General features: G+C 54.7%; 3 protein-coding genes. All 3 read right to left on the bottom strand.

Annotated features, from left to right (window positions below; all coding sequences use genetic code 11):
• On the bottom strand, positions 1-476 hold a 476-nt coding region (locus tag ACOCD2_RS14000; protein WP_293688631.1), incomplete at its 3' end, for an IS110 family transposase.
• Between the two features lie 305 nt (positions 477-781).
• Positions 782-2,062 (bottom strand): flavodoxin-dependent (E)-4-hydroxy-3-methylbut-2-enyl-diphosphate synthase, encoded by a 1,281-nt coding sequence (ispG, locus tag ACOCD2_RS13995; RefSeq protein ID WP_293650045.1) that lies wholly within the window; start codon positions 2,060-2,062, stop codon positions 782-784.
• Positions 2,063-2,311: 249 nt separating this feature from the next.
• Positions 2,312-3,583: an NAD(P)/FAD-dependent oxidoreductase gene (locus ACOCD2_RS13990; RefSeq protein ID WP_293650009.1), complete on the bottom strand. Its 1,272-nt coding sequence runs from the start codon at positions 3,581-3,583 to the stop codon at positions 2,312-2,314.
• Positions 3,584-3,857 lie beyond the last annotated feature (274 nt).

Raw genomic sequence — 3,857 nt, 5'->3', positions numbered from 1 at the left:
AGTTGTTGCGTAGTGCTTGGTGACCAGGACGGCTGGGGCACCAATAGGTTGTCAAAGGCCGAGTCGATTTTGGGGACTGGGATGTCCCAAAATCTATCACGAGGCCGAAGACACGCTTGAGGCTTTTTCCACGGAGAAAAAGGCATGTGCTGGGCATATCCAGCCAACAGAGTGGCATCAATGCCATCTGTTTTGCTTCTTTTCATCATGACATCAGCATATTGCTTGGCGGCTTTCGGGTTGAGTACCATCAACTCAATTCCGGTTCCATCCAATAGCACGCACAGATCCAGATGATAAACACCCGTTGCTTCCACGCATACGCGCTGAACCTTTCTTTTCTGCAAGACTTTGAGTATGGCTTGATGTCCCTTGGCATCGTTCTCGAATGTGATGGGGGTACTGATCGAAGTGCCATTGCGATTGATGACGGTTTCCAGTTGCTTTGCACTGACATCAATACCGGCTGAAATCATTTTTTACCTCACATCGTGTTCTGTTACCATTGAACCCGGCTCCCGATCCTGAACCCTCGCCTACCGACCTTGCGAATACAGGCTCAAGAACAGCTGTTCAAGGCCTCAGATACTCCACGGTATTGGCGAAGAGGACGGGGGCCCATCTACGTACAAGCTCTTAGCTTCAGGTCGGAACGGCCTCCCGGGTTATGCCCACCTATTGGGCATCTTTTCATAAATTCGTTTAATGGGTGAGTTGTCAACCCACCTTGTAGCAGAGCATACAAGGTCGGACTTCAGTCCGACATTCCTCCATTCCTCCGTCACGGCTGCCGTTGTCGGGCTGAAGCCTGACCTACACTCATCTCCTGCAGCCGCGCATCCCCGCAATTCTCCCGCACGTAGGTTTCAACAATGCGCTGAAACTCATCGGCGATGCCTTCTCCTTTCAGGGTTACGGTCTTTACTCCGTCCACGTAAACTGGCGCCGCCGGCTGCTCACCCGTGCCGGGCAGGCTGATGCCGATGTTGGCGTGCTTGCTCTCTCCCGGGCCATTGACCACGCAACCCATGACCGCCACGTTCATGGCTTCCACGCCGGGATATTCGGTGCGCCAGCGGGGCATGCTGGCATCGAGATAATCCTGGATGTCCTGGGCCAGCTGCTGGAAATAGGTGCTGGTGGTGCGCCCGCAACCCGGACAGGCAATGACCTGGGGCGTGAAAGAGCGCAGCTCCAGGGCCTGGAGAATCTGCTGGGCGACTTTGACCTCGGTGGTGCGGCTGCCACCGGGTTCCGGTGTGAGGGAGATGCGGATGGTATCGCCGATGCCCTGCTGCAGAAGCACGGACAAGGCTGCAGTAGAGGCCACGATACCCTTGGAACCCATACCTGCTTCCGTGAGCCCCAGGTGCAGGGCATAGTCACAGCGCTCGGAAAGCATCTGGTACACGGCAACGAGATCCTGCACACCGCTCATCTTGCAGGACAGGACGATACGGTCTGATCCCAGCCCCGCGGCCTCGGCCTGGGCCGCGCTTTCCAGGGCCGATGTGACCATGATCTCCCGGGTCATCTGGTCCGCATCCAGGGCATTGGGAGAGCGGTGGTTCTCATCCATCATGCGCGCTACCAACTGCTTGTCCATGGAACCCCAGTTGACGCCGATACGCACGGCCTTGCCGTGCTCCACGGCTTTCCCGATCATGGCGTTGAACTGCTCATCCCGCTTTTCGCCACTGCCCACGTTGCCGGGATTGATACGGTACTTGGCCAGCGCCCGGGCGCAGTCAGGATATTTCTCCAGCAGGCGATGGCCGTTGAAGTGAAAATCCCCCACTAGGGGCACCTTTACGCCCAGCGCATCCAGTTCTTTCCGGATGGGGCCGACGGCAGCGGCTGAGGCTTCGTTGTTGACGGTGATTCTCACCAGCTCGGAACCGGCCTTGGCCAGGTCGATGACCTGAGCTACCGTGGCAGCCACATCGGCCGTATCCGTATTGGTCATGGATTGCACCACCACGGGTGCACTTCCACCCACCGTGATATCCCCTACCATGACGGCATGAGTTTTTCTGCGCATTGTTTTCCTCTCCGGGCTCAGCGTGGAAACACGCTTAAGCTAGTGATTTTATTATATTCTTCATGATACCGCTTTATACCATGACGGTAGGTCGGGCTTCAGCCCCACAACGGCGGCTACTACGGAGCAATGTCGGACTGAAGTCCGACCTACAAATACGGGTTTTTCCATGATCTGGGGTGGGTTCGTAACTCAAGAGAATTAGCGGGTCATCATAACGCAAAAAGCCCGGTAATCGCCGGGCTTTCAGGGTGGATCTGCGGGCCGCTGTCAGCGCAGCTTGCCGATCCCCAGCATCTTGAGAATATATTTCTCGTAGATGGGCTCGGAGGAGCCTTTCTTCATCTTGCGGATAAAGTATTTCTCGAAGGCGATCTTGGCCATGTGCACCCACTTGCCCTTCTTGAACCAGGCCACGTTACGCGGCGGGATCTGCGGCAAGGCGACGAAGGCCGCGCCGGTATCACCCATATCCGCCAGGCAGATGGCATTCCAGGTGGCTTTGGTATCCAGCTCCTTACCTTCCAGCTCATTGGAGATGTTGTGCACGATGGCGGTCACCATGGACTCGATCATATAACCGGTCTTGGGCGCGCCGGTGGGCACAGGGGTTGCTTCCACGGGAGGAATGGCGATACAGACGCCTGCCGCGTAGATGTTCGGATAGGTGGGATTACGCTGGTAGGCGTCCACGAACACAAAACCGCGGGGGTTGCACAGGTTCTCGACATTCATGACCGCATCCACGCCCTTGAAGGCGGGCAGCATCATGGAGAACTTGAACTCCACTTCGTGATCCTTGATCTTGTTGCCGGCATCGTCGTATTCCTCGACGAACATCTTACCTTCTTCCACCTTGGTCACCTTGGCGTTGGTGATCCAGTTGATATGGTGGTTGCGCATCTCGGACTCGAGCATGCCTTTGGAATCGCCCACGCCGCCCAGACCGAGGTGGCCGATGTAAGGCTCGGAAGTGATGTAGGTCATGGGTACGCGGTCACGGATCTTGCGCTTGCGCAGGTCGGTATCCACGATAAATGAGAACTCGTATGCCGGGCCAAAGCAGGAAGCGAAAGGCATGGCGCCGATAACCACATGACCGGGATTTTCCAGCAGATCCTTATAGGCATCATAGGCCTTTTCCACATGATCAACGCTGCAGATGGACTGGGTGTGACCGCCTTCCGGACCTGAACCTTCGACTTCTTCGAAAGCCAGACGCGGACCTGTGGCGATTACCAGATAATCAAAATCCAGGGTGTCTCCACCTTCAAGTTCCATGCGGTTGTTTTCTGTATCGATCTTGTCACAGCGCTTGGCAATGAAATTGATACCCTTGCGTTCTACATGAGGACGAATATCAAAGGTGATGCTGGCGCGGTCCCGCCAGCCTACTGCCAACCAGGGATTGGAAGGTACAAATTGAAAATATTCACGCTCGTTGACCAGAGTCACCTGATGCTCTGATCCCAGTTTTTCGCGTAATTCATAGACGGCTGGCATGCCGCCGATTCCGGCGCCAAGTACTACGATGTGTGCCATCGAATTCCTCCTCAAGGATTATTATTGCTGATAGATCGCTGCGACTCTTATTGTGACAACATCGGGTCAACGAGCGAAAGGAATTAAAGATTATGGCAAATCCATTCCTGATTTACCATCGCCAATCTTTAAAAAAACGCATATAAGAATATCTTAGAGTTTAGAGTAAGCAACATTGTTCCACCGTATATTTTCGGGTGAAATAAAGTTGCTATTTTGTTCATACTGCCCGTTAGAGCTTGTTCTATACGCTGATTGCTGCATCCTGCTCACT

It is taken from the genome of Thiolapillus sp. (assembly GCF_048562965.1).
GTDB lineage: Bacteria > Pseudomonadota > Gammaproteobacteria > Chromatiales > Chromatiaceae > Thiolapillus > Thiolapillus brandeum_A.
Note: the sequence above shows the minus strand (reverse complement) of the source record. Positions and strands in the feature narration are given on the sequence as shown.